This is a genomic window from Sphingobium phenoxybenzoativorans, assembly GCF_018286635.1.
GTDB classification, from domain to species: Bacteria; Pseudomonadota; Alphaproteobacteria; order Sphingomonadales; family Sphingomonadaceae; genus Sphingobium; species Sphingobium phenoxybenzoativorans.
This window is the reverse complement of record NZ_CP073910.1, coordinates 3,647,122-3,669,779: the sequence shown is the minus strand read 5'-3', so window position 1 is coordinate 3,669,779 and position 22,658 is coordinate 3,647,122. Positions and strand designations below refer to the sequence as shown.

The window sequence follows — 22,658 nt, the reverse complement described above, 5'->3', positions numbered from 1 at the left end:
ATGGCCGGCGCCCGCCAGCGTCTGCGGATAGACGCAACTGCTGCAATCAGCGTAACGGACCTGTTCACGATCGGCATCGGCCCATCCAGTTCGCATACCGTCGGGCCGATGCGCGCGGCGCGCATGTTCATGGAAAGCCTGCCGTCTCAGCCGGAGCGCATTTCCTGTGAATTGTTCGGGTCTCTCGCCCTCACCGGCCGCGGCCACGCGACGGACAAGGCCATCCTGCTCGGCTTGTCAGGAGAGCGGCCGGAAACCGTTGATCCTGATGCGGTCGAGATATTGGTGGATCGTATCCGTTCCTTCCATGCGCTCACCTTCGGCGACTGGACGATCCCGTTTGAAGGGGATCGCGATCTCCTCTTTCGGATGGGTGAGTTTCTTGATGAACATAGCAACGGCATGCGTTTCACGGCATGGCTTGGGGATGGACGGGAGATCAGCCGCGATTATTTCTCGGTAGGCGGCGGGGCTGTGCTGGCGGGTGAGGCAATGGGTTCGGACGGTCCTATTGGTCACAATATCGTCCAGCCTTTTCCTTTTTCGTCCGCTGCCGAGATGTTGGCTCAGGGTGAAGAAACCGGCCTGTCGATCGCGACGCTGGTGATGCGCAACGAAGCCGCCTGGCGGACGCGCGCGGAAACAGAGGCGTTTCTGGACCGGGTCGCCGATGCGATGTCTGCATCGATTGACCGGGGGTTACGGCAGGAGGGCATTCTGCCTGGCGGCTTGAAGGTTCGGCGGCGCGCCAAGACCATTCACGCCCGCCTGCGCGCGGGACAGGAAGGGATGCAACCCGCCGCCGTGTTCGAATGGGTCAGCCTGTTTGCGCTTGCGGTGAATGAGGAGAATGCGGCTGGCGGTCGTGTCGTCACAGCGCCCACCAATGGCGCAGCGGGCGTCATCCCGGCCGTGCTTGCCTATTATCGCAAATTCGTGCCCGGCGCGGACCGGGAAGGTGAGCGCACCATCCTGCTTACCGCCGCCGCCATCGGCTTCCTTTACAAGAAACGCGCCTCAATCTCTGCGGCGGAGATGGGCTGTCAGGGGGAGGTCGGCGTTGCCTGTTCCATGGCGGCCGCCGGACTTGCGGCGGTTCTTGGCGGCACCAACCAGCAGGTGGAGAATGCGGCGGAGATAGGCATGGAGCATAATCTCGGCCTCACCTGCGATCCGATCGGCGGCCTTGTCCAGATACCCTGCATCGAACGCAATACGATGGGCGCGGTGAAGGCGATCAACGCCGCCTATCTCGCCCTCCAAGGCGATGGCCGCCACATCGTCAGCCTGGATGCGGTTATAGAGACGATGCGTCAGACCGGAGAGGATATGGCTACGCGCTACAAGGAAACGAGCCTTGGCGGCCTGGCGGTTAATGTGGTGGAGTGCTGAGGCGGAGGATTGGTCAGGCGAGGGGGAAGGGGATGGGCGATGAGACGGGAAAACGGATTGTCACAAGGCGGGCGGTGTTGCGCGCCGGTGGGGCTGGAGCGTTGTTCGCCGCAACGGGCTGCTCGACCGGGATGTCGCCCGTGACAGCGCCAGCGATCGGAAAGCAGCGTCCGTCGCGAGATAGCCTGGAAGCGTCACTCCAGCGTATAGCCGATCCTGCAGGTGAGGGCGCGCGCGCCTTTCTTACCCTCTATCGCGATGATGCCCGCAGGGCAGCCGATGCGTCCGATGCGCGCTTTGCGTCCGGAACCTCTCTCGGCCCGCTCGACGGAATCGTGATCAGTATCAAGGATCTGTTCGATGTTGCGGGCGAGCCGACCCGCGCGGGTTCCCGTATCCTGAGCGATGCGCCGTCCGCGAGGACGGATGCTGTAGTGGTGCAGCGGCTCCGTCGCGCAGGCGCGGTGATCATCGGCAAGACCAATATGGTGGAATTCGCCTTTTCCGGTGTGGGCGTTAACCCGCATTATGGCACGCCGGGCAACCCGGCAGACCGCCAACGGGTGCCCGGTGGCTCCTCCTCCGGCGCGGGAGTCGCTATCGCCGATGCAATGTGCGAGATTGCGATTGGTACGGACACTGGCGGCTCGACCCGCATTCCCGCCGCGTTATGCGGCGTGGTGGGGTTCAAGCCGAGCAAAGCCCGCATACCGACGGATGGCGCTTTTCCGCTCTCAACGGCGCTGGATTCCGTCGGCCCGCTAGCAGCCAATGTAGCGCAGTGCGCTCGCGCAGATGCCGTCATGGCCGGGGAAATGCCTTGGGATTTACAGGCGGCCTCTCTCGACGGTGTGCGTTTCGGCGTCATCCAGGGGCTACCACTTAACGATCTTGACCGGACGATTGCGGATCGATTCTCAAAGGCCCTTACCGCCATCGGCCGGGCGGGCGCCAAGCTGTCCGACCTGCGGTTCGCAATCCTGGACGACATGGCCCGTGTGAACGCGCCTGTGCCGCTTGTGTCGGTGGAGGCCTATGCCGTTCACCGGGAGCGGCTTGCTGCGCGGGGACCGGATTTCGATCCTTTCGTGCGCAGCCGGATAGAGACGGCGCGCAGCGTTACCGCAGATGATCACGCTCATATGCTGGAAGAACGTAAGCGGCTGATAAGGGCGATGGACGCCGAGCTTGCCGATATCGATGTGCTTGTTCTCCCGACTACGCCAATTGTCGCGCCGCTGATGGCTGAAGTCGCTGATCCGGACGCTTTCATTGCCCGGAACCGGCTCCTGCTGCGCAATACCGCGATTGCCAATTTCTTCGACCTGTGCGCCATCTCATTGCCTATGCCCCCGGTATCGTCAGGTGACCTGCCAGCCGGTCTGATGCTGGTCGCCCGCAATGGACAGGATCACCGGCTTTTTCAGATCGCCGCAGCGGTCGAGAAACGGCTCGCTTAAAAGAATAATTTGCGGAAGCTGAGCGTCACAGCGCGGCCGATCGGATCAAGATAGCCGGGCTGATAGCGCAAGGGCGTCGCGCCCGTCGCATCCGTCACATTGCGGCGGGTGTTGAAAATGTTGGTGATGCCCAGCGAAACGCGCGCGCCGCGCAGGAAGGGATGGTTTTTCACCAACGCCGGCATCTGGCCCAGATTGGCGAACAGGCGCAGGTCGGCGGTGGCGAGACTGCCGAAATCCAATCGCGAATTGCCGCCCAGCGCGCCATCGACATGCGTGCCGCTCTCCCAATTGACGCTCAGCCGCGCGCCAAGGCCGTTATTCACATAGCCTGCCCGCGCCTCTATCTCATGCCTTGGCTGGCCGCCCGATGATCCGGTGGCGTCGCCGTCCAACAGATCAAGCATCGGCACGCCGGGCGCGATGAGGATCGATTCCGTCAGATGCCAGGTGTGGTAGAGGCTGAGCTGGATGCGCCCGCCGCCCTGACCGCCGCCCGGTCCCCGACCGCCGCCAAATCCGCCGCCGCCGGGTCCACCGCCACCCGGACCACCACCGCCAGGGCCACGATCGCCGCCGGCGCCTTGACCGGGACCGCCCGGTCCCTGATTGCGCTGGTTGTTGTCATCCCGGTTGCCGCCTTCGCCGCCCGGCCGGTCTCCACCGGGACCGCGATTGCCGAACAGCGCGCGCAGGTCCGTCGGGCGTTCCTCCGGCTTCGATCCATTCGCGCGCCATGCTTCGAACTTTTTCTGGATCGCCGACTTGATCGGGATGGAGAGGTCGACGCCCCAGCGCAGTTGTTCGCTCTGCGACCGCAGGAAATTGATCGGCCGGGAATCGATTTGCAGCAACGCTCCATCCTCGTCCCGCATGAAGCGTTGCGGGAAGGCCGCCTCGATCGCTGGAGTGGGCGAGGGGAAGGCGGAAATAGGATTGCTGGTCCGGCTGTTAAGATAGTTGGCGGTCAGTGTCAGGTTGGTTTTTTGCAGCGGCTTGATCGTGACCCCCACCCGGAACTGGTCGCGCACGCTTTCATTCAGCGCCGCATTGCCGCCGGAAATCTGAGTGATGAACACCGTCTCGCCACGAGCATAATCGAATACCGATACGTTGGGCGTGATGATCGACGGGTCGTTGATCTGCTGTCCGGTCGGCGCGGCGCGGTCCTGACTTGCGGAAACGAGGAATCGGACCTGTGTCACGGGAGTCCAGCGCAGGCCATAACCGAGCGTGGACAGCGTGCCGAAATCCGAAAGCTCCTGCACGCCTGCATTGATGTTGACGCCCAGATCGCCGATCGCGCCAAGAACGTCCCGGCTGCGGCTTGTGATCGGCAGATCGATGCTCGCCTGTCCGCTCACAATCTCGCGGGAATAGCTGGCATTGAACGCTGTCCCTGATCGCATCGAACTGCTGTCGAAGCCATTGGCCGACGCGCCCAAAGTGATCGATGTCGTTGCCGTGCCTGCGGGGAGGTCGAACAGCGACCCGCTGAGCAGCAGGTCACCGACAACGGCGCGATACCGCGATTTTGCCCGATCGGTCAGACGGTCCGACAGCACAGCGTCGGGCAGCGCGCCATAGGGATTGAATGTCCCGTCACCAGCATTCAGCAAGGATTGAGCGGCATTCGGAGAAAATCCGCGATCCGTCCGTGTCCGCGTGTCGGACAGGTCGCCCGCACCGGTGAAGGACCATTGCCACCCCTTCATCAACCCGCCGTTCAGCGTCACGCCAACATGGCCGGTCGTCCCGCGCACCTGCTGCGCCAGCGCGCCGGCCTGATCGAGATAGCGGTAGAGCCGCGTGTCATTGACGAAGGGCGAAAAGGGGCTTCCGCCCGGCAGCGTGAGCGCCAGTGACGGCAGCCCCTGAAGAGAATCGCTATCGCTCAGCTCGATCCTGCCGTTAATCGAGGTCGAGACATTGCCCAGCGCGCGGGCCAGCGTCGCATTGGCGGAAAAGCTCTCCGTCGCGGGGCTAAGTGTGCGATAGCGGCTGACATCGCTTACGCTGGCGCTGTTGGCCCCCGCCACAAAATCGCCCAGTGCGGGCGCTGCGTTGGCCGCGCCTCCCGGCACTGGAGCCACCGTCACGGTTTGACCGGCCAGCGCGGAGAGCGAAGGATCGATCTCGCCGCCGGTGGTCAATGCAGTGATATTACCGCCCAGGGCGAAGGGACGGGAAGGGGCCGCGGATGTGACGCCCCTCTCACTTTCCAGCAATTGCGCCGCCCGGCTGTATTTCAGATCCAAGGTAAAGCGGTTGTCGCCCCTGATCCGCAATATGCTGCCGTTCAGATTGCCATTCTCCCGCCCGCCATCAGTGGCGATGCCGCCGCGCACATCCGCCAATTCGGCGCGAAACCGCTGGCGCAGGACAATGTTCACGACCTTCTGATTGGGGGAATAGCCATAGCTGAGCGCCACCTGCTCCGGCAGGATATCCACCCGTGCGATCGCCTCGGCTGGCAAATCCTGGATTTCGGCGAAGGCGGATATGCGCTTCCCGTTCAGCAACACTACGGGGCTTCCGCCCGCGGCGTTGACCTGCGGAGCGAGTTCGCTCAGCAATTCGGACACGGATGTCACGCCGAAGGCGCGGATATCGGCGGGGCTGAGCTGCTGCTCCGGCTTGATATCCCCCATCACCGATCCGCGCTGCCGCTCACCGGTAACGAATATTTCCTCGCCCAGATCGTCCCCCGCCATGTCCTGCGAGGCGCCCGTCGCCATGCGGGGACGGTCGGCATCCTGTGCCAGCACCGCGCCGGGCGCAGCGCCCAGCATCAGGGAAAGGCACAGCGCAGAAGAACGACGAATCATGAAACCCCCAAATGATGTTCAGCCCTGCCCTCCTAGAAATGAACTGTCGCAGAACAGTGGCAGGGCATGGGGCAGTTTGTCGCAAAGTGTAACGGGGATGCGACCGGCCGGAGGGCGAAGTTGCGGAAGTTGCGGGTTGTGAGCGGTTTTGGCCGGGAAATCGCATGTAGGTCGCACAAAAGTCGCATGTTGGTCTCACATGCGTCTCACATGCGTCTCACTTGCGTCGCATGTACGTCTCACTTGAGTCTCACCCACGTCGCACTTGGGTCGCATGTGCGTCTCATCCACGTCGCAGGTGCGTCTCACCTGAGTCTCATCTGCGTTGCATGTAGGTCTCATGCGCGTCGCACCTGCGTCGCACTGTGTTCGCAGGGGAGCGCCATATGCGCCCCGGTTGCATAGCATCGGAAGCACGGGTTGGATCATCGCCTGGGCGTGGCGCAGGGTATGTGCCTGATGCTGTTCCATGTGCGGAAGTAGAGCATGGACGCCGGGATGTAGGACAGGAATTTGCCCTTCGCCGCCGCTGCCCCACATAGCAGCCGTGTGTCCGTTAACCCCTCCGGCTCCACCAATTTCCCACCAGCGCCACCAGCACCGCGGCGCCGACCGCTACAATCGTCTCCTCGATCGAATGGCGATTCCAGTCCCAGAATTTCAGGCCCTCCAGCACCGGCATATTGGCCCTCAGGCCGTGCCCATAGGCTTCGATCCATCGATATTCATGCTGCGTTATCTCACGGATAATGCAGGCTATGCTTGCCGCGAAGCAGCCCATCCAGAGGGCGGGGGCCGTCGGTATGCGGAGGCGACGTCCCAATGCCCAGCACAGAAATTGTATGGCGATCGCGACGGGAACATGGGCGAACATGTACGGGCCTATATCAGCTCCCGTCGCGGATTGATCCCCATTCCGCATCTGGGCTAGGGTTGCGCCATGACCGATATCGCTGCAGCGCTTGAAACCTATGCCCTCGAACGCATCGCGGAAGGCCACACTGTCACGCTGTTCTTTGGATCGCATTCGCTGTTGGCGAAGACACTGGCGGTTAGCCCCGACATGCCGGGCATGTTAAGCGGGGAAGGGATGGATGAGACCCAATTCCTCGTCTCCGCCGCCGGCCTTGTCGCTGTGCGCGCCAACAAGATCGAAGCTGTGGAATCAACAGTTGGTTTCCGCAAGGGCTGACGCCCGCAAAATTGTCCTCAGACCAAAGAGCGTCTCATGCATATATTGGGCTTGATCATCCTCGGCATTGTCCTGGCCGGATTTGTGGCGTTCGGCATTTTCCTGTTTATGGCCCGCCTCGGTCATAAGCGCGCCTGGAAAGAATATATCGAGCAGGACAAGGAACGGCGCGCAAGGCGGGAGCGGGAGGGCGCGATCCCGTCTCCAATCAAGCATATGCCGGAAGATTGAGCAGAGGTTTCCGCCGCGCCGCGCGGGAACGCTGATCCCGATAGCGGGTCCGGGCGCGTTGATCATTAAGCGATAACAAAAAAGACCCGGCTGCCTCGCACAGCCGGGTCTTTCCGTTCAACGTCTGATCAAGGGATCAGCCGCTGTAATACATGTCGAATTCAACCGGCGACGGGGACATTTCCCAACGCGCGACTTCCGGCCACTTTAGTTCCAGATAGGCGTCGATCTGGTCCTTGGTGAACACGCCGCCCTTCAGCAGGAATTCCTGATCGGCTTCCAGGGCGTTCAGCGCCTCGCGGAGCGAACCGCAGACCGTCGGCACCTTGGCCAGTTCCACCGGCGGCAGATCGTACAGATTCTTGTCCATGGCTTCGCCCGGATGAATCTTGTTCTGGATGCCGTCGATGCCGGCCATCAGCAGCGCTGCGGTCGACAGGTAGGAGTTGGCGAGCGGATCGGGGAAGCGGAACTCGACGCGCTTCGCCTTGGTGCCTGCGCCGTAGGGAATACGGCAGGAGGCGGAGCGGTTGCGGGCCGAATAGGCGAGTAGCACGGGGGCTTCATAACCCGGCACCAGGCGCTTGTAGCTGTTGGTGGTCGGGTTGGTGAAGGCGTTCAGCGCCTTGGCGTGCTTGATGACGCCGCCGATGAAGAACAGGCAGGTCTCCGACAGACCGGCATAGCCGTCGCCCGCGAAGGTGTTCGTGCCCTTGTTCCAGATAGAGATATGCGTGTGCATGCCCGAACCATTGTCGGCCTTGATCGGCTTCGGCATGAAGGTCGCGGTCTTGCCATAGGCCTGCGCAACCATCTTCACGACATATTTGTAGATCTGGATGCGGTCGCAGGTTTCCACCAGCTTGCCGAAGGTCAGGCCAAGCTCATGCTGGCTGCCCGCAACTTCGTGGTGATGCTTGTCCATGGGCAGGCCCATTTCCAGCAGCGTGGTGACCATTTCGGCGCGGATGTCGGTGGTGACGTCGACCGGGCCGACCGGGAAATAGCCGCCCTTGGCGCGCGGACGGTGGCCGAGGTTGCCGCTCTCGTAAGAGGTGCCGGTGTTGGTCGGCAGTTCGACGTCGTCCAGCTTGTAATAGCTGGAGTTGTAGGTGTTATCGAACTTCACGTCGTCGAACATGAAGAATTCCGGCTCAGGGCCGATGTAGACGGTGTCGCCCAGGCCGGTCGACTGCAGATAGGCCTCGGCGCGCTTGGCGGTCGAGCGGGGGTCGCGCGAATAGAGCGAACCGTCCGAAGGCTCGACGATGTCGCACACCAGGATCATCATCGGCGTCGCGCTGAACGGATCGACATAGACCGCATCCAGATCCGGCTTCAGGATCATGTCGGACTCGTTGATCGCCTTCCAGCCCTCGATCGAGGAACCGTCGAACATCAGGCCGTCGGTCAACTCATCCTCGCCGATCACGCCCGAACACATGGTCAGGTGATGCCAAACGCCTTTGGGATCGGTGAAACGGACATCGACCCATTCGATCTCCTTTTCCTTGATCATGCTCAGAATATCTTTGGGCGTGTTCGCCATGAGTAACCCTTCCTTGGTTGTGGCTTATAGAAGCGATTGATTGGCCAATTTTCCGCGGGCCCCCCTTGGCCCATGTGCGAAACTTGTAATGATCAGATGGCGTCGTCGTCGCGCTCGCCCGTGCGGATACGCAACGCGGATTCGATCGCGGTGACGAAAATCTTGCCGTCGCCAATGCGGCCGGTCTGCGCAGCGGCGGCGATCGCCTCGACCACGCGCTCGGCCAGGCTGTCCTCGACCACAACCTCCAGCTTCACCTTGGGCAGAAAGTCGACAACATATTCAGCGCCGCGGTACAGTTCGGTATGGCCCTTCTGGCGGCCGAAGCCCTTGGCCTCGGTCACGGTGATGCCGGACACGCCGACTTCGTGAAGGGCTTCCTTCACCTCGTCCAGCTTGAACGGCTTAATGATGGCTTCGATCTTCTTCATTTTGCCTTTTCCAACCCCTCTGGCGCATGGCCCGATGTCCAACCCGGACACCCGTTCGATATAATCCCAAAGGTCATAGACAGGCGCCCCCGCGCTCTGCTGCCTCCGGTTAACAATCAATTACCGTGCCAAATGCCGAATCGCCAGACGAGCTTCGGCGATGCAGCAATTTTTGTCCAGAATGCCCAGAATCCGGGCAATTATCGCACTTTCTGCCTATTTTTTTGGCATGGGCTTATATCCTTTCCGCTCCACAACCGATTTGCGCGAAGCTACACTGCCGGGATGGCGGATGCGGACGAGAATTGGGTGAAGGTCAAAGTGCAGATGATGCACGGCGACGAGATCGCGATGGGGCCGGGAAAGGCCGCATTGCTTGACGCCATCGCCCGGACTGGATCGATCTCCGCGGCCGGCAGAATGCTTGGCATGAGTTACCGTCGGACATGGATGCTGGTCGATGTGATGAACCGTAGCTGGCGGAGCAAGCTGGTGGAGACGCAGGCCGGCGGCGGAGCCGGGCGGGGCGCACGCCTGACAGCGGATGGCCAGCATGTGCTCAGCGCCTTTCGCGCCATCGAGGCTGCGATTGGCGATACCGTCCATGGCCCGCTTCTGGACCGGCTCGACGCCCTGCGCAGGCGCGACTAGACCTTCATCCGATTCTGATTGAATCAAAATCTCGGTCTAGTCCTTTGTTATGTCGTGATTTCCCAGTCGCGAAATGTTCCATTTCACTCGAAATCACTCCAGTTCATAAATTCCGGCCGCACGCCTTTGCGGGCAGGGCAAAGCGCGGATCGGTGAGGAATTTCTGATCCGTCAAGCTTTCCATGAACGCGATCATGTCCGCCATCTGCACGCCGGTAAGCGAAACGCGATGCATATGGATCGCTTCGGCCATCGTGCTTGCCGATCCATCATGCATATAGGGGGCGGTGACAGCCACATTGCGCAGCGATGGCGTCCGGAATCGGCCTTTGTCCGCAATATCGCCTGTTTTCTCGAACAGGCCGAGATCTGTCGTAGAGCTTACAGGCAATGTGTGCAGGCTGTCGTTGGTAAGGTCCTGGCCTTGATGGCAATTCCGGCAGCCCGCCGCATTGAATAGCTGTAAACTCCTGCGGGCAGCCGGGCTTAGCGCCGACATGCCGCCCGCCAGAAACCGGTCATAGGAGCTGTCGAGGGATGTCAGGGTGCGCTGGAACGCGCTTAGGGCGGCGGCGACATTCGGAAGATCGATCCGGCCGCTGGTTTCGGGGAAAGCGCGAGCAAACATGATGCGGTAACAGGCGTCCCTGCCAAGCCTGCGGCCTATTTCCGCCTCCTGCCCCTTCATGCCGAGTTCGATGGGATGATCGCCGAGCAAGGGGATGGCCACCTGGGCTTCAAGCTGGTTCAGGCCCGTGTCCGCCCAGGTGAGGTGCCGCCGCCATGCGACGTTCGCCAGGCCCGGCACATTGCGACGGCCGGGATCGCCATGCACTCCCGGCCTTGTGCGATTGCCATCGGCGAAGCCGCGCTTCTGCTCATGGCAGGTCGCGCAGGCCATGGTTCCGTTGATCGACAGGTCCGCTTCATAGAATAGCCGTCGCCCCAGTTCGACCTTTGCGGCGTTCATCGGATTGTCCGCCGTAACGGGTGGAGGGGCTGTTCCGCGCGGGATGCGCCATTGCCAGCTATGGGGAGCGGTTGCGGCCAGCGTCAGGCCGACAAGGGCAATGGCGAATAGCCTGCCTTTCACGGCATCCGGATGATCATCAGCGGCAAAGCCGCATCGCCATTGGCGGCGATCTGCAGGACATGGCGGCCGGGCTTCAGGGGGAAATCCACCATCTTGCGAATGCCCGAACATTCCGGTCCATGTCCGTGTGCGGTCGACTGGATAGCGCTCTTGCCTTCAAGCACGTCGATCCACGCCCCGGACCCAAGCGCCACGCGATATGTGCCCGCTTCCTTCACGGTAAAACGGAACAACCCGCCATGGCTCACCGAACCGCCGGGCTTTTCCGGGCGCGTGAGGTAGCTGATTTCGGGGGTGTTCCGCAGATTGGCCCGCGCCGCCTGCCCAATGTTTATTTCTGCGGCGGCCAGTCCCTTTGCATTGCTGGCCGCGTCAATTGAGACGGGCTGCGCCCATCCCGTAAATTCAGGAGGAAGCGCCGCCGACTGCGCGCATTGCGCCGCATGCGCATGATCAGCCTGATCCATTATCTGAGCGTGGAGTGGCGTCGCCGCGAAGGCGAGGGCGATCAGAAATTTGCGCGGCACGGCTTTTCTCCAGGCGTTCGAACTATATACGGCCATATACAGCGAATCATGCTGCACAAGCAGTTTCGAACATGAAGGGGAACAGGGTTTCATGCGTATTTCAACCAGCATGGCCGCGGGCATAGCGATGGTCATTGCGTCACCGGTCGCGCAGGCTGCCGAGGCCGGTGATCAGGCGAGCGGCGCGTTCACCCTGGGGCAGATCATCGTCACAGCGCCGCGGCCGGAAGATTTGACGATCAACGGCTCTGCTCTGTCCGCGGAGGCGATTTACACCTTCAATCGCAACACGCTCGATGAAGCAGTGAACCTGATGCCCGGCGTTTCCTCGTCGAACAGCGGCGGTTCGCGCAACGAACGCCTTATCTTTGTGCGCGGCTTCGACCGGTTTCAGGTGCCGCTCTCTCTCGACGGCATCCGCGTCTACCTGCCAGCCGACAACCGGCTCGATTTTGGCCGTTTTCTGACCCCGGACATTGCGGAGATCCAGATAGCGAAAAGCTATGCTTCGGTCCTTGACGGTCCGGGGGCGATGGGCGGCGCGATCAATCTTGTCACCCGCAAGCCGACCAAGGAGATTGAGGGGGAGGCGCGGGGAACGCTCAATCTGGACAGCGATGCCGATTATGGCGGCTATAACGTCTTTGCCTTGCTCGGTACGAAGCAGGAGCTGTGGTATGCGCAGGCATCCTACACGCGCAATGTGGTCGATCATTGGGACCTTCCGGGCGGCTATGATCCGGTTCCGGGATCGGCGGAAAATGGCGGCGCGCGAGACTTTTCGGATACGCGCGACTGGCGGGTGAATGCGAAGATCGGCTTCACCCCCAACGCCACCGACGAATATGCGATCAGCTATACCCGGCAGGAGGGCAGCAAGAATGCGCCGCTGCACATAACCGATCCTATCTCGACGCCGCTTCCCGCCGGCGCCCCCAATCCGCGTTTCTGGTCCTGGCCCTATTGGAATATCGAGAATATCTATTTCCTGTCGACCACGGCGCTGGACGACAAGGCCACGATCAAGACCCGCGCCTATCGTAACAGGTTCGACAATCTGCTGCGCTCCTTCGACACGGCGGCCCAGACGACGCAGACGTTGGGCCGCGCGTTCAACAGCTATTATGCGGACGAGGCATGGGGCGGATCGGCACAGTTGGACGTGGATCTCAGTGATGCCTATCGCTTCAGCCTGACGACCCATTACCGGCGCGATAAGCATGTGGAATGGCAGCAATCCTTCCGCACCGCCGCGCCGCTGACCTATACCGAGCCGAAACAGACCACGGTTGAGGACACTTACAGCATCGCGGCGGAAAACCGCTTCATGCTCTCGCCTGCGCTCACGCTGACGGCGGGCGTCAGCTATGATTGGCGCGACACCCAGAAAGCGGAGGAGTTTACCGGCGTTGTCGGTCTCTCATCGGCCACTTTTTTCCGCTATCCGGTGAAGAATGTGGATGCGTTCAATGCGCAGGGGCGGGTCGACTGGACGCCGGGCGCTGACACCACCATCCATGCCAGCGTGTCGTCGCGCGCGCGCTTCCCGACCATCTTTGAACGGTTCAGCACCCAGTTCGGCAATGCGGCGTCCAACCCCGGTTTGAGCCCGGAACGCGCAACAAATTTTGAGCTTGGCGGATCGCGTCAGTTCGGCCCCGCAAGACTCGAAGGCGCGCTGTTCTACAGCCTTATCAGCGACGCCATTGTCTCCGTGCGGCCGGACAATTTCCCCGCCAATACCAGCCAGCGCCGGAACCTCGGTTCGGCCGACTATTATGGGGTGGAACTGGCGCTCAGCGCGCAATTGACGCCCTCGGTCGAATTCGGAGCCAACTATACCTACACGCATCGCTCTTTCGATATTGGCGCCGACCCGCAGGTCACCGCGAATGCGCCCATATTCCGCCTGACGGATGTGCCGTCGCACAAGGGCTTCGTCTATTTGTCCTGGGCGCCCATCGATCAGCTCAAGATCGTGCCGAATGTGGATGTCGCTTCGGATCGCACGACGCTTGACACCTATAATATCGCTGCGCCTTCGGTTACCCGCTATTACCGGACGGGCAGCTATGCGATCGCCAATATCCGTGTGGATTTCGCGGTAACGGAGGGCATCGATATCGGTGTCGGCGCGTGCAATCTGTTCAACGATTATTATGTCCTCAGCGATGGCTTCCCGGAGCAGGGACGCAGCTTCTTCGCCAGCCTGCGTGCGCGATATTGAGGCGGTTCGCCAGCGGAATATGCATGGGCTCCAGCAAGAGCTGGAGCCCCGGACAGACCTCTAAACTGGACTCCTGCTTTCGCAGGAGCACATCTCAGCGAGCGTTATTGTCAGGGTTTCAAGCTATTTCCCTGTCGCGTCGTCCACCGCGCCGCCGATCTTGTCGGCGGTCTGACCGACGGACTGGGCAGCGCCTTCAACCGCTGCATCCTTGCTGTTTTCCTGTGCTACCAGGAAATAGGCGGCGACCGCGACAATGACGACGAGCAGAAGGGCGATCAGCAAGGCCGCCCCTCCGCCGCGCTTCTCAACGATGATCCGTTCCTGCGTTTCGGCCATAATCCTTCTCCTCTTTGAGGGAAGGAAATCGCTGGGCGTCACGAAGGTTCCGGCGCAGCGGCGACCGGCGGCCAATACGCCTATTTATAGGGCGGGCAGTCCCGGCCTGTGGGGCTTTTGGTGAAAATCTCGCATCCCGTCTCGGTGATGCCGATGCTGTGCTCGAACTGGGCGGATAGCGACCGGTCGCGGGTGACGGCCGTCCAGCCATCCTCCATCATCTTCACGCCGGGCTTGCCGGTATTGATCATCGGTTCGATGGTGAAGAACATGCCAGGCCGCAGTTCCGGCCCGGTGCCCGGCCGCCCGATATGCACGACCTCCGGCGAATCATGGAATACGCGGCCAAGGCCATGGCCGCAGAAATCGCGGACCACGCCATAGCGGTGGCGCTCGGCATAACGCTGGATGGCGTGTCCAATGTCGCCCAGCGTGTTTCCCGGCTTGGCCTGCTCAATGCCCAGCATCAGGCATTCATAGGTTATCTCGACCAGCCTGCGCGCCTTCACCGGCGCATCCCCGGCAATATACATGCGGCTGGTGTCGCCATGCCATCCGTCCACGATCGGCGTAACATCGATATTGACGATATCGCCTTCCCGCAATTCGCGGCCGCCGGGGATGCCGTGACAGATCACATTGTTGATCGACGTGCAGCAGCTATGCGTGAAGCCGCGATAACCAAGCGTCGCGGGAACCCCGCCACCCTCCAGCGTCATGCGGCGAACAATGTCATCCAGCTCTCCCGTCGTCACGCCGGGCACCACATGAGGGGCCAGCGCGTCCAGGATCTCGGCCGCCAGCCGTCCCGCCTTTCGCATCCCGGCAAAGCCGGCTTCGTCATATAGTTTGATAGCGGTCGAGCGCGACACGGGCGCGTCGGCGGTCATCGTCATATATTGGGTCATTGGCCCTTTATAGGGCGAAAAGGCCGGAATTGCGAGCGCCGGATTTTCTCATGCGTCCAGATAGCTCACTATGCAGGCCTGTCCTCAGCCGCTATGGCGCAGCCCATGACCGCCGACGCCGCCCGCATCTGGACCGCCGCCCTGATCATTATCGGCGACGAGATATTGTCCGGGCGGACGCAGGACCGCAATGTGTCGCAGATCGCCGCATGGCTGAATGTCCAGGGCATCCGCCTCCGGGAAGTGCGTGTCGTTGCGGACGATACCGACGCCATCGTGGAAGCCGTCAATATCCTGCGCGCCCGCAACGATTATCTGTTCACCACCGGCGGCATCGGTCCGACGCATGACGACATAACCGTGGACGCCATTGCGATTGCCCTGGGCGTGAGAGTCGAAATCCATCCGACGGCGCGGGCGGTGCTCGCGGAATATTATGAGACGCGCGGCGGCTTGACCGAGGCGCGGCTGCGCATGGCGCGCGTCCCCGCGGGCGCGAGCCTGATCGAAAATCGCATGTCCGGGGCGCCAGGCATCCGCCATGGCAATATCTTCATCATGGCCGGCGTTCCGCACATCACTGCGATGATGCTGGAAAGCCTCAGCGGTCAACTGGAAGGGGGGCTACCCCTGCTTTCCGCGCAGATTGGCTGCTGGGTGCCGGAAAGCGAAGTGGCCGAACTGTTGCGTGAGACAGAACGCACGCATGAGGGCTGCCAGATCGGCAGTTATCCTTTCTTCCGGGAGGGAAAGGTCGGCGCGAATTTCGTGATCCGGTCGACCGACCGGCAGTCCCTGGACGCTTGCATGGTGGCTTTGACAGCCGGACTGGAAGCGGCGGGATGGCCAGTGACGCAAGACGGCATCTGACCGGAAACGGGCGGTCCGAAAGCTGGACCGCCCATCTCGGGGGTTATCAGTGTCCGCGCGAAGCGACGACCAGGTAGCCGTTCGCAGCAGTTTGTACGGCGCGGGGATCGCTCATTGCGCCAGCCTTTGCTTCGTCGAAGCAGGCGTAATAGTCGCGCGGCTGCCGCAGGCCATAGCTGCCATTATAATCGCACACCGCCTTGGCGGCGAAAGTGACGCGGCGTTCCAGCCTCTCGCGGCCCTGAGCGGTGCCGAGGTTGATATCCGAAATATCGACCTTCATGGTGCGTGTGATGGAGCCAGCGTCGGCGGTCGGTTCAACCACCAGGTCTGACTGGGCATAAGCTGCCGTAGCGGAACCCAGCGTGGCGAGGGCAAGAAGGCCCAAGGCTCCGGCGGAGCGGCGAGAAATAGTCATTGGCATCCTCCTGACAGGGTTCGCCCTTTGGACAATACCCCAAGTGAAATAGCGTTGCGGACGCCCGGAGGGACCGGGCATGGCCCTAATTGGGCGTTCCGCCGCAGTTTTTCAAGCGTTCCACATGTTTCCAAACGCTGGATTCCGTAGAGGATGTGGCGCCGCTCGCTGAACATTGTGCAACTGCACACGCAAATTTCATTTGCGTGACAACGAATCATGTGTCAGCTTTCGCATAAGCACAAAATGCTCAATTGAATGGTAATGGTTTGGAAAGATGAGATGCTTTCCAGAGCATGTGGTGATTTGCAAATTTTTTATGCGATATTCAGTGTAAAACTGAATATAAAAATTTGAATTTTCTTGAATAACTTCGAAATTATCTCTGCTTGTTCTGCCTGTGTGTGGAGCGGTGAGAGGAATCGTGCAAAAATTTACATGTAATATTCAAGTGTGTTCGGGTTTTTAATGAAACTATTTGAAGCCGATTTCCATGGGCGGATTTTGCGCAGGGGTTCTGCGCCGTTCAGGCCGGGTCTCCGCTTGGGCTTTTTGCGTGCGCGAGGCGCTTTTCGTTGCTCTGCCGCGCGGGGCCATTTTTTTTCAACCGTAAAATTTTTTTCTTCCGCAGCCCATTTTTTATGGCGGGATTGCGCGCAGCCTTCGTTGAAACTGCAAGACCATTTCGCAATGCGCCGCAAATGGGAGGGAAGAAAGCGGATTATTGGGCATCGCAGGACGGTGTGAAAACCGGCGCTGCAGATGGATTTTTAAACAGGGCAAACAAAAAATAAGGTGATCAGGGAGAGGCTCCAACAACGGTAAAAAACAGGGGGCCATAATGAAATTCGTGGGTCTAATTTCCAGTGGCGCGATGGCAGTCGCGCTATGCAGCGCCGTTCCGGCGGTTGCGCAGGAGAGCGCCTCTCCGCAGGCGGCGGACAATGAAGCCGGCGCGGCTATCATCGTCACCGGCACGCGCCGTACCGACCGTACAGTTCTCGACTCGCCGACGCCGATTGACGTCTACAGCGGCGAGGAACTGACCAAGCAGGGTTCGGCCGACATGAATCAGGTCATCCAGAACCTGGTTCCCTCCTTCTCCGTGGCGCGTTACGCCATTGGTGACGGCTCCTCCTTCGTCCGTCCTCCCAACCTTCGCGGCCTCGCGCCTGACCAGACGCTGGTGCTGATTAACGGCAAGCGCATGCATCGCTCCGCTCTGGTGCAGATCGGCGCGAACGCACAGTCGGCTGGCGCCCATTCCGCTGACCTTGCACAGGTTCCGGCGATCGCGATCAAACAGGTGGACGTTCTGCGCGACGGCGCGTCGGCGCAATATGGTTCCGACGCTATCGCGGGCGTTATCAACATGTCGCTGAAGGACGGTAGCGACGGCTTTTCCGGCTACGCCCGTTACGGCCAGTTTTACGAAGGTGACGGCAAGGATTATCAGGTCGCCCTTAATGGCGGCTTCAAGCTGGGCGAAGTTGGTTTCATCAACATCAGTGGCGAATATGTGAATTCCGGCAAGACCAGCCGTGGCGTCACCCGCCCAGGCGCTCTGCAACTGTCGCTGGAGCAGCCCAACATCGGCGTTCCCGCGCTGGCGCAGCGCTATGGCAACCCTGAACTCGAGTCCTATCGTTTCTTCGTGAATGGCGGCTTCGATCTGGGCGATGACAGCAGCGTTTATTTCTTCGGCAATTATGGCCACAGCTTCCAGGAAGAAAGCTTCAACTACCGCCAGTCGGTGAACGCGACCGGCTTCGGCAAGAACGGTATCTTCAACGACTATTTCACCGACTTCGACAATACGCTGCCTGGCATCCAAAGCGGCGCGGCGGGCGGCAACGTCTATGCTCCAAACGGATACAGCCCGATCACGCGTGATTATACGCAGGTTTCGACCTGTTCGGATCCGCTGGTTCAGAACTGGAGCTGCGTCTACTCCGGCGGCTTCACGCCGATCTTCTTCGGCAAGATCGACGACATCTCCGGCACGGCGGGCTACAAGGGCACGCTTGGCTTTGGCCTGAACTACGATATTTCGGGCAGCTATGGCCAGTCGACGCTCAAATATACGATGAACGGCACGATGAACCCGTCGCTGGGCATCACGTCGCCGACGTCCTTCTATCTCGGCAAGCTGGAGCAGCGCGAAACGCTGTTCAACGCGGACTTCAGCTATCCCTGGGAAGTCGGCTTCGCCAGCCCGATCAACATTGCGTTCGGCGGCCAGTATTTTCGGGAGTCCTATGAACTGGGCCTCGGCGACCCGGCCTCCTATGCGATCGGACCCTATACCGGCAATCTGGTCTTCCATCAGGACGGCGCGCCGGTTCTGAATGCTGACGGCAGCCAGCTTTCTGTTGCCCTGCCGGTGGGCGCTAACGGCTTCCCGGGCTATGGTCCGGCGATCGCGGGTGAGAGCAGCCGCAACTCGAAGGGCCTCTACATCGACGTGGAAGCCGATATCACCGAGCAGTTCAACTTGGGCATTGCGGGCCGTTACGAGCATCTGTCGGACTTCGGCAGTTCGACGGTTGGCAAGGTGCGGGCGCGCTATGCGGTCATTCCTGACGTGCTCGCCCTGCGCGGCACGGTCGGCACGGGTTTCCGCGCGCCGACGCCGGGTCAGATCAACACCAGCAGCATCGCGACCACGTTCAATCCGGGTAATCCGAACGCGATCGAGTTCATGACGCTGCCGGTGGCCAGCCCGGTCGCCCAATATCTGGGCGCTATCCCGCTGACGCCGGAAGAGTCGGTCAGCTTCTCCGGTGGTGGCGTGTTCACGCCGGCGCCTGGCGTCTCGCTGAGCATCGACTATTATAACATCAAGGTGAAGGACCGTATCGGCACGACCGGCTCTCGCGTTATCGAGGATGCCGATCGCCCGACGCTGCAGTCCCTTGGTCTGGCCAACTACGCCACGGTGAACGAGGTGCAGTTCCTGACCAACGCCTTCGATACCCGCACGCAGGGTGTCGACGTGGTCGGCAATTACCGCCTGGTCACGGACAGCCTGGGCACGTTCAGCACTACGATCGCCTTCAACTATAACAAGACGAAGGTGATCCGCGTTGGCGTCGACCCGATTTCGGGTGGTCAGGTGATCAGCGACACTCGCATTCAGCAGTTGGAAGGCACGCTGCCCAAGACGCGCGTTGTGTTGACGGAAAACTGGTCCAGCGGCCCGTTCTCGGTGCTCGGCCGCATGAACTGGTACGGCAAATACAAGCTCTATGATGATGGCGCTGGCCTCAATGGCGCAACCTTCGTCGAGCAGAGCTTCAGCAGCGAATTCGTGTTCGACTTCGAAGTGAGCTATTCGTTCAACGACATGTTCACGCTGACTGCCGGTGCGCAGAACATCTTCGACAACTATCCGGATAAGTTCGACAACCGGGCTGGTGGCCTGGGTCCGGTCTATGCCACCACTGGCGGCCGCTTCACCGGCGACGTCTATCCGGACGCTTCGCCGTTCGGCTTCAACGGCGGCTTCTGGTACCTGAAGGCCGGCTTCAAGTTCTGACCGGACTATATTATTGGGGAGGGCGGCCCTGCGGGGTCGCCCTCCTTTTTTGTTATGCCGCGTAACGGCATAGGACCGGGGTCAAGATGACCAATGATATGGCTTCTCCCCATGAGGCGTTCACGCATCGTACGGCCACGCGCGGGGATATAGCCGCCCTTTCGACCGTCATTGACGCCGCGATCGGTGAATTGCAGAAATCTTTCCTGACGCCCGGTCAGATCATCGCCAGCCGCCAGATCATGGGGCTGGACACCCGGTTGATCGATGACGGCACCTATTTCATCATTGAACGGCATGGCGCGATCGCCGGCTGCGGTGGCTGGAGCCGACGTGCGACGCCCTATGGCCACAACGCTTCCGCAAACCGCGATGACCGCCTTCTCGATCCCAGGACCGAGCCTGCCAAAATCCGCGCCATGTATACGCATCCGGCCTACGTACGGCGGGGTATCGGCAGGATGATCCTTGCCTTATGCGAGGAGGCGGCCCGAAAGGAGGGCTTCTCGCGGCTGGAACTGACCTCGACCCTGGCCGGGGCGCCCCTCTACCACGCTTGCGGGTTTCAGGACGTCGCTCGTCTAACTGATAGTAGCGTGCCGATCATCCTCATGCAGAAAATCATCGAGCCAAAAGGGTTTTAGTCTAATGCTTCAATCGGGAAGGGCGCGCGCAATCATGTCGCGGAGCGCCAGTCGCAGCGTTGTTGGATATCGGACCTGCCGGGTTCGCGCCGGGGGTCAGTTCTGATGGATATGGCGCATCTTTCTACGATATTGATCCCGCTGGCCGCTATGCTCGGAGCCGGACTCTTCGCCGGTTTCGCCGCGGGCATATTCGGCATCGGCGGCGGCTTTGTTGTCGTGCCTGCGCTGTTCGTGGTGTTGCCGTTGCTTGGCGGCACGCCCGAAGCGATCGCGCATGTCGCAATCGGCACTTCGGCGGCCACGATCATCGTCACCTCCATTCGCTCATTGCTTGCGCACGCAAAGCGCGGCGCGGTAGAGTTTGAGATATTGCGCGCCTGGGCGCCATGGATTGTCGTGGGCGACGGCATAGGCGTTTTGCTGGCCGGCCGGGTCGATGGCCATGTGCTCACCATGATCTTCGCCGTTGGCGTATTCCTGATGTCGCTCAATTTCCTTTTGCCGAAAATCGGCGGCAAGGTGATCAGTCAGGATATGCCGTCGGGTGTCGCGCGCATGGGTATCGCGGGCGGGCTTGGCACCTTTTCTGCCCTGCTCGGCATTGGCGGCGGCACCATCGCCATCATGGTGATGACCCTGTGCGGCCGTTCCATTCACCGCGCCATCGCCACAGCTTCGGGTATCGGCACTCTGATCGCCATTCCCAGCGCGATAGGATTTGCGATCATCGGGTTGAAGGAAGGGGGACTTCCCTGGGGTTCGCTGGGCTATGTGAACATCCCGGCAGTGATCGCCATTTCCTGCATGTCGATCATCACCGCGCCGTGGGGCGTCGCTGCGGCCCACAGCCTGCCTGCTCCCCTGTTGAAGCGGGTGTTCGGCGTCTACCTGATATTCATCGCCTTCGTGATGTTCCGTAACGCACTCAAGATGTGATCGATCTTATCCTAGGTTAAACGGGTTTTAATGTTCCCTGTTCGTGCTCCGTTCGTCTCGCCTGACGAACGGAGCGCCAGCTTTCGAGCCATTTCTGCGGCAAAGACGCCGCGGGTGGCTTTTCTTTACATCAAATCTGGTCCCTTGAAGGCTTAGAAATGAGCGGACGCGCCGCTGCGACAGAGCGGCGTCCGTCCAGCATCATTCGGGTCGCTATACGGGGATATTATGCGTTTCATGAAAGTGTCCGGCCTGCCTCTGGTGGCCATCATGCTCAGCCTCTCGGCCTGTGGCGGCGATGATGGCGGCGCTGTGCAGGTCGCGCCAATGGGCGCGTCGTCCGAGACGGTGGCGATCGCCGCGCCGGCGCCCTCCGTTGCGCCGTCCAGCACGGTCGTTTCCGATGACGCCGCTGCAACCGTGACGTCCGCAGCCACTGCGGCCACGGCGGTCTATCCCATGCTGCGGGGTATCAACATTGCGGGCGGCGAGTTCGGCAGCAACGCACCTGGACGGATGAACACCGACTATATTTATCCGACAAAGGCGGAGATCGACTATTACGCCAATCTCGGCTTCAAGATCATTCGCGTGCCGTTCAAGTGGGAACGCATCCAGCCGACATTGAACGGCGCGCTGTCCGTCGCGGATCAGCAGGCGATCCGCACGGTCATCACAAATGCGACGGCGCGCGGCATGACCGTCGTGCTGGACATGCATAATTATGGCCAGCGGGCGACAGGCTCCAACTATCAGACGATGGTCAATGTCGGCACTACACAGGTCCCAGGCTCCGCGCTGGCCGACGCATGGATCAAACTGGCCTATGAATATCGCTATAATGGGAGCGTGTGGCTGGGTCTGATGAACGAGCCGCATACGATGAACGCAGCGACTTGGTGGCCGATCGTCAAGAAACTCGTTGTTGATATTCGCGCTGCGGGGCTGTGGAACAAGCTGCTGGTGCCGGGCACGGCGTGGACCGGCGCGCATTCATGGGTTTCGTCGGGAAATGCGGCGAGCTATAACGGCTTCACCGACCCAGCGAACAATTTCGCGCTGGAGGTTCATCAATATCTTGATGCGGACTCCAGCGGCACCTCGGCAACCTGTGTGGCCGGTTCGGGCACCCGCGTAGCGGAAGTCATCAACTGGTCCAAGTCAAAGGGCGGCGTGAAGCTGTTCATGGGGGAGATGGGCGCGACCTCCGGCACCCAGTGCGGCATCGAATATCGCGATATGCTCAACCGGATGGAGGCGTCCGGCGTGTTCCGGGGCTGGACCGCATGGGGCGGAGGCTCGTGGTGGCCTTCCAGCTATATTTTCCGCACCCTGCCGCTGGCATGGCCGAACACGGCGACGCCGACGCCGCATATGAAATATCTGCTTGAATATGTGAACAAGTAAGACGCGCAGAGATG

Annotated in this window: 21 protein-coding genes; 12 read left to right on the top strand and 9 right to left on the bottom strand. The window is 60.9% G+C overall.

Annotation, left to right across the window (positions count from 1 at the left end):
* The gene (locus KFK14_RS18175) at window positions 1–1,392 is read left to right on the top strand and encodes an L-serine ammonia-lyase (RefSeq protein ID WP_212608656.1); all 1,392 of its coding nucleotides are present in this window, start codon (window positions 1–3) and stop codon (window positions 1,390–1,392) included.
* Window positions 1,393–1,424: 32 nt separating this feature from the next.
* Window positions 1,425–2,852 (top strand): amidase, encoded by a 1,428-nt coding sequence (locus tag KFK14_RS18170; RefSeq protein ID WP_212608655.1) that lies wholly within the window; start codon window positions 1,425–1,427, stop codon window positions 2,850–2,852.
* Here KFK14_RS18170 and KFK14_RS18165 read toward each other — a convergent pair.
* Window positions 2,849–5,680 (bottom strand): TonB-dependent receptor, encoded by a 2,832-nt coding sequence (locus tag KFK14_RS18165; protein WP_212608654.1) that lies wholly within the window; start codon window positions 5,678–5,680, stop codon window positions 2,849–2,851. The two genes, KFK14_RS18170 and KFK14_RS18165, sit on opposite strands and share 4 nt — an antisense overlap.
* Before the next feature lie 556 nt (window positions 5,681–6,236).
* Window positions 6,237–6,554: a hypothetical protein gene (locus KFK14_RS18160; protein WP_070154870.1), complete on the bottom strand. Its 318-nt coding sequence runs from the start codon at window positions 6,552–6,554 to the stop codon at window positions 6,237–6,239.
* 66 nt (window positions 6,555–6,620) lie between these two features.
* On the opposite strand from KFK14_RS18160, the gene KFK14_RS18155 reads away from it, so the two are divergent.
* A complete protein-coding gene (locus KFK14_RS18155; protein ID WP_212608653.1) occupies window positions 6,621–6,872 on the top strand; it encodes a hypothetical protein in 252 nt (83 codons plus the stop codon).
* 36 nt (window positions 6,873–6,908) lie between these two features.
* Window positions 6,909–7,103 carry a hypothetical protein gene (locus KFK14_RS18150; RefSeq protein WP_212608652.1) on the top strand — a complete coding sequence of 65 codons (195 nt, stop codon included), beginning with the start codon at window positions 6,909–6,911 and terminating at the stop codon, window positions 7,101–7,103.
* Window positions 7,104–7,239: 136 nt separating this feature from the next.
* Here KFK14_RS18150 and glnA read toward each other — a convergent pair whose 3' ends face one another.
* Both glnA and KFK14_RS18140 read right to left on the bottom strand, forming a co-directional pair.
* On the bottom strand, window positions 7,240–8,652 hold the full coding sequence (gene glnA / locus KFK14_RS18145; RefSeq protein ID WP_070154864.1) for a type I glutamate--ammonia ligase: 1,413 nt from the start codon (window positions 8,650–8,652) through the stop codon (window positions 7,240–7,242).
* 92 nt (window positions 8,653–8,744) lie between these two features.
* The gene (locus KFK14_RS18140) at window positions 8,745–9,083 is read right to left on the bottom strand and encodes a P-II family nitrogen regulator (protein ID WP_070154862.1); all 339 of its coding nucleotides are present in this window, start codon (window positions 9,081–9,083) and stop codon (window positions 8,745–8,747) included.
* Between the two features lie 285 nt (window positions 9,084–9,368).
* On the opposite strand from KFK14_RS18140, the gene KFK14_RS18135 reads away from it, so the two are divergent.
* The gene (locus KFK14_RS18135) at window positions 9,369–9,734 is read left to right on the top strand and encodes a winged helix-turn-helix domain-containing protein (protein WP_212608651.1); all 366 of its coding nucleotides are present in this window, start codon (window positions 9,369–9,371) and stop codon (window positions 9,732–9,734) included.
* 103 nt (window positions 9,735–9,837) lie between these two features.
* Here the strand turns inward: KFK14_RS18135 and KFK14_RS18130 are convergent, their stop codons facing one another.
* Together KFK14_RS18130 and KFK14_RS18125 are read right to left on the bottom strand one after the other, a co-directional pair.
* Window positions 9,838–10,827 carry a cytochrome c peroxidase gene (locus KFK14_RS18130; protein ID WP_246524697.1) on the bottom strand — a complete coding sequence of 330 codons (990 nt, stop codon included), beginning with the start codon at window positions 10,825–10,827 and terminating at the stop codon, window positions 9,838–9,840.
* Entirely contained in the window at window positions 10,824–11,354 is a 531-nt protein-coding gene (locus tag KFK14_RS18125; RefSeq protein WP_246524696.1) for a homogentisate 1,2-dioxygenase, read from the bottom strand. Before KFK14_RS18125 ends, KFK14_RS18130 begins: the two co-directional genes overlap by 4 nt.
* A 91-nt stretch (window positions 11,355–11,445) precedes the next feature.
* Here KFK14_RS18125 and KFK14_RS18120 point away from each other — a divergent pair, with 91 nt between their 5' ends.
* Entirely contained in the window at window positions 11,446–13,581 is a 2,136-nt protein-coding gene (locus KFK14_RS18120; protein ID WP_212608649.1) for a TonB-dependent receptor plug domain-containing protein, read from the top strand.
* A 123-nt stretch (window positions 13,582–13,704) separates the two neighbouring features.
* Here the strand turns inward: KFK14_RS18120 and KFK14_RS18115 are convergent, their stop codons facing one another.
* Window positions 13,705–13,920, bottom strand: coding sequence for a hypothetical protein (locus KFK14_RS18115; RefSeq protein ID WP_070155069.1), 216 nt, complete (start codon window positions 13,918–13,920; stop codon window positions 13,705–13,707).
* A gap of 80 nt (window positions 13,921–14,000) precedes the next feature.
* A complete protein-coding gene (gene map / locus KFK14_RS18110; protein ID WP_212608648.1) occupies window positions 14,001–14,828 on the bottom strand; it encodes a type I methionyl aminopeptidase in 828 nt (275 codons plus the stop codon).
* Window positions 14,829–14,933: 105 nt separating this feature from the next.
* On the opposite strand from map, the gene KFK14_RS18105 reads away from it, so the two are divergent.
* Window positions 14,934–15,698 (top strand): competence/damage-inducible protein A, encoded by a 765-nt coding sequence (locus KFK14_RS18105; RefSeq protein ID WP_212608647.1) that lies wholly within the window; start codon window positions 14,934–14,936, stop codon window positions 15,696–15,698.
* Window positions 15,699–15,744: 46 nt separating this feature from the next.
* Here KFK14_RS18105 and KFK14_RS18100 read toward each other — a convergent pair whose 3' ends face one another.
* Window positions 15,745–16,116, bottom strand: a complete 372-nt coding sequence (locus tag KFK14_RS18100) for a UrcA family protein (protein ID WP_070155073.1) — start codon at window positions 16,114–16,116, stop codon at window positions 15,745–15,747.
* Between the two features lie 575 nt (window positions 16,117–16,691).
* On the opposite strand from KFK14_RS18100, the gene KFK14_RS18095 reads away from it, so the two are divergent.
* The 5 genes from KFK14_RS18095 to KFK14_RS18075 all read left to right on the top strand — a co-directional run bounded on the left by KFK14_RS18095 (window position 16,692) and on the right by KFK14_RS18075 (window position 22,644).
* Complete coding sequence (locus KFK14_RS18095) at window positions 16,692–16,910, top strand: hypothetical protein (RefSeq protein ID WP_212608646.1); 219 nt, start codon at window positions 16,692–16,694, stop codon at window positions 16,908–16,910.
* 47 nt (window positions 16,911–16,957) lie between these two features.
* Window positions 16,958–19,654 (top strand): TonB-dependent receptor plug domain-containing protein, encoded by a 2,697-nt coding sequence (locus KFK14_RS18090; RefSeq protein ID WP_212608645.1) that lies wholly within the window; start codon window positions 16,958–16,960, stop codon window positions 19,652–19,654.
* An 86-nt stretch (window positions 19,655–19,740) separates the two neighbouring features.
* A complete protein-coding gene (locus tag KFK14_RS18085) occupies window positions 19,741–20,298 on the top strand; it encodes a GNAT family N-acetyltransferase (protein ID WP_246524695.1) in 558 nt (185 codons plus the stop codon).
* 111 nt (window positions 20,299–20,409) lie between these two features.
* Window positions 20,410–21,237: a sulfite exporter TauE/SafE family protein gene (locus tag KFK14_RS18080; RefSeq protein WP_212611225.1), complete on the top strand. Its 828-nt coding sequence runs from the start codon at window positions 20,410–20,412 to the stop codon at window positions 21,235–21,237.
* Window positions 21,238–21,465: 228 nt separating this feature from the next.
* Complete coding sequence (locus KFK14_RS18075) at window positions 21,466–22,644, top strand: glycoside hydrolase family 5 protein (RefSeq protein ID WP_212608644.1); 1,179 nt, start codon at window positions 21,466–21,468, stop codon at window positions 22,642–22,644.
* Window positions 22,645–22,658: the final 14 nt, after the last annotated feature.

What these genes read in the sequence shown, in the direction of transcription:
- KFK14_RS18175 (WP_212608656.1), top strand. Translation starts at nt 1, where the DNA reads ATGGCCGGCGCCCGCCAGCGTCTGCGGATAGACGCAACTGCTGCAATC.
- KFK14_RS18170 (WP_212608655.1), top strand. Translation starts at nt 1,425, where the DNA reads ATGGGCGATGAGACGGGAAAACGGATTGTCACAAGGCGGGCGGTGTTG.
- KFK14_RS18165 (WP_212608654.1), bottom strand. Translation starts at nt 5,680, where the DNA reads ATGATTCGTCGTTCTTCTGCGCTGTGCCTTTCCCTGATGCTGGGCGCT.
- KFK14_RS18160 (WP_070154870.1), bottom strand. Translation starts at nt 6,554, where the DNA reads ATGTTCGCCCATGTTCCCGTCGCGATCGCCATACAATTTCTGTGCTGG.
- KFK14_RS18155 (WP_212608653.1), top strand. Translation starts at nt 6,621, where the DNA reads ATGACCGATATCGCTGCAGCGCTTGAAACCTATGCCCTCGAACGCATC.
- KFK14_RS18150 (WP_212608652.1), top strand. Translation starts at nt 6,909, where the DNA reads ATGCATATATTGGGCTTGATCATCCTCGGCATTGTCCTGGCCGGATTT.
- glnA (WP_070154864.1), bottom strand. Translation starts at nt 8,652, where the DNA reads ATGGCGAACACGCCCAAAGATATTCTGAGCATGATCAAGGAAAAGGAG.
- KFK14_RS18140 (WP_070154862.1), bottom strand. Translation starts at nt 9,083, where the DNA reads ATGAAGAAGATCGAAGCCATCATTAAGCCGTTCAAGCTGGACGAGGTG.
- KFK14_RS18135 (WP_212608651.1), top strand. Translation starts at nt 9,369, where the DNA reads ATGGCGGATGCGGACGAGAATTGGGTGAAGGTCAAAGTGCAGATGATG.
- KFK14_RS18120 (WP_212608649.1), top strand. Translation starts at nt 11,446, where the DNA reads ATGCGTATTTCAACCAGCATGGCCGCGGGCATAGCGATGGTCATTGCG.
- KFK14_RS18115 (WP_070155069.1), bottom strand. Translation starts at nt 13,920, where the DNA reads ATGGCCGAAACGCAGGAACGGATCATCGTTGAGAAGCGCGGCGGAGGG.
- map (WP_212608648.1), bottom strand. Translation starts at nt 14,828, where the DNA reads ATGACCCAATATATGACGATGACCGCCGACGCGCCCGTGTCGCGCTCG.
- KFK14_RS18105 (WP_212608647.1), top strand. Translation starts at nt 14,934, where the DNA reads ATGACCGCCGACGCCGCCCGCATCTGGACCGCCGCCCTGATCATTATC.
- KFK14_RS18100 (WP_070155073.1), bottom strand. Translation starts at nt 16,116, where the DNA reads ATGACTATTTCTCGCCGCTCCGCCGGAGCCTTGGGCCTTCTTGCCCTC.
- KFK14_RS18090 (WP_212608645.1), top strand. Translation starts at nt 16,958, where the DNA reads ATGAAATTCGTGGGTCTAATTTCCAGTGGCGCGATGGCAGTCGCGCTA.
- KFK14_RS18085 (WP_246524695.1), top strand. Translation starts at nt 19,741, where the DNA reads ATGACCAATGATATGGCTTCTCCCCATGAGGCGTTCACGCATCGTACG.
- KFK14_RS18080 (WP_212611225.1), top strand. Translation starts at nt 20,410, where the DNA reads ATGGCGCATCTTTCTACGATATTGATCCCGCTGGCCGCTATGCTCGGA.
- KFK14_RS18075 (WP_212608644.1), top strand. Translation starts at nt 21,466, where the DNA reads ATGCGTTTCATGAAAGTGTCCGGCCTGCCTCTGGTGGCCATCATGCTC.